Consider the following 2,012-nt stretch of genomic DNA (forward strand, 5'->3'; position numbering starts at 1 on the left):
CCAAATATCTATTAATCTCTCATTATATAAGGATCTATCGGTCATACGGGCGTATTTTCCGAAAAGTGGGGGTGTGTGATGTGAGTTAAGGAGAGGTCAGGAGAGGGGGTGCTGACCTGTTACCTTTGTTCTATACCTCGGTTAGCACCTATGCTGTAGGAGATCTGATCCTCTTTCTCCTCGAATATGGCCCGTTCTTCTGGGTCCATACGGGTTATGTCTACCTCCTGACGGGATTCACCATCTTCCTGCTGATTATTGCCTGGATGGATTATCCTTCGCTGTACCGAAGGCAGATCGGCATACTGATCCTGGTTATCCTTCTCCCCGTTGTGACAGACGGGGTCTTTATTGCAAAATTCGGCCCTTTCCCGGGTTTGCAGATTACACCGGTGATCCTGATGCTGGTGAGCGGCATCCTCCTCTTTGCATCATCACGCTACCGGCTCTTCAGTGTCCTGCCACGCACCCAGGCAAGGATTCCCGAGCAGCTGAATGATGGCCTTCTTATAATGAATCCGGATGGCATTGTGATATATATGAATCCATCAGCTGAAGGATATCTTTCGATCGCTTCAGATGAGGCAGTTGGAAAAAAGCTGGCTGATATCAGCCCCCTTCTTCGGGTGGATAATGGTGTTAAAGAGATCTCTGTCCATGATGGTACAATTCTTGAAGTGTGGAAGAATCCCCTTCTCAGGACACATGCTTCAGAAGAGATCATTATCCTCCATGATATTACCATAAGGAGGAGGGCTGAGAAAGGCCTTCGTGAGGCAAACCGCCAGCTCTCACTCCTCTCAAGCATCACCCGCCACGATATCCTGAATCAGATTACGGTGGTACAGGGGTATATCGAGCTATCCCGTGATCAAATAGCGGATTCTGAGCTCTCCCGCTATCTTGGTGAGATGAAGAGGGCAACAGACAATATCCGGTATGAGATTGAGTTCACCCGGATATATCAGGATCTCGGCACACAGGAGCCGCAATGGCAGGAGATCGATTTCATTCTCAGAGTTCCCCGCACTATCCGGCTATCCTGCGAGTGTGATGGATATGCCATCTATGCTGATCCGATGCTTCCGAAGGTCTTTGAAAACCTCTTTGATAATGCACTCCGGCATGGCGGGCGGGTGACGGAGATCAGTGTGATATGTGGAGAGGTGGAAGGATCGCTCGTAATCGCAGTTGAAGATGACGGAACCGGTATAGCGCCTGAAGAGAAAGAGCGTATCTTCGAGCGTGGGTATGGGAAAAATACCGGTTTTGGACTCTTCCTTGTCCGGGATATTCTCGCCATTACAGGGATCACCATCCATGAGGATGGAGTGCCAGGTGAGGGTGCACGGTTTGTGATGATTGTGCCGGAGGGGGGATGGCGGGTGAACCGGGGATGAGCGGAGAATATAACACTATAGATGATGATATTAGGATTAGGCTGAATCCGATTACCCGGCTGAACCATAATATTGACTATATACGGAAGTCGTTCGGAGTTGCTCGTATTGGCATATTCGGATCCATTGCCCGTGATGAAGGAACCCCGGAAAGTGATGTCGATATACTTGTCGAGTTCAGGGAAGGGGAAGAGACATTTGATAATGTGATGGATCTCAAATTTTACCTTGAGGATCTCTTTGGTCGGAGAGCCGATCTCGTTATTGCCGATACGCTAAAACCACGTATTCGCGACTCTGTGCTGAAGGAGGTTGTGTATGCCTAGAAATCTTCTTCTTTATCTTGAAGATATTCATGATACAATTGAATCTATCCACTCATATGTTGGATCGCGCTCATTTGAGGAATTTGTCAGTGTTCCGATGTGTATTGATGCTGTTTTGTTGCAATTCATTATCATCGGAGAGGCGGTGAAGCAGATTCCGGTAACGTAACAAATCTTCTGTAAAAATTAAATTGGCCCTGCAGCCTACCATTGTTTGCAGAAAGGAGACACAGGGCCATGGATACCTATGCATTTATCGAAGATTATCTTTCCGATAATCAGAATG

General features: G+C 47.6%; 3 protein-coding genes. All 3 read left to right on the top strand.

What is annotated here, in order from left to right; translation table 11 throughout:
* Window positions 1-125 precede the first annotated feature (125 nt).
* From FTO68_RS11760 to FTO68_RS11770, 3 genes are read left to right on the top strand one after another with little or no spacing between them, the layout of a single operon-like run.
* Entirely contained in the window at window positions 126-1,400 is a 1,275-nt protein-coding gene (locus tag FTO68_RS11760; protein ID WP_255333602.1) for a sensor histidine kinase, read from the top strand.
* Window positions 1,379-1,726, top strand: coding sequence for a nucleotidyltransferase family protein (locus FTO68_RS11765; RefSeq protein ID WP_255333603.1), 348 nt, complete (start codon window positions 1,379-1,381; stop codon window positions 1,724-1,726). The genes FTO68_RS11760 and FTO68_RS11765 overlap by 22 nt, the downstream gene beginning before the upstream one ends.
* Window positions 1,719-1,895: a HepT-like ribonuclease domain-containing protein gene (locus tag FTO68_RS11770; protein ID WP_255333604.1), complete on the top strand. Its 177-nt coding sequence runs from the start codon at window positions 1,719-1,721 to the stop codon at window positions 1,893-1,895. Before FTO68_RS11765 ends, FTO68_RS11770 begins: the two co-directional genes overlap by 8 nt.
* Window positions 1,896-2,012 lie beyond the last annotated feature (117 nt).

Source organism: Methanocalculus taiwanensis (assembly GCF_024372745.1).
Classification (GTDB): Archaea; Halobacteriota; Methanomicrobia; order Methanomicrobiales; family Methanocorpusculaceae; genus Methanocalculus; species Methanocalculus taiwanensis.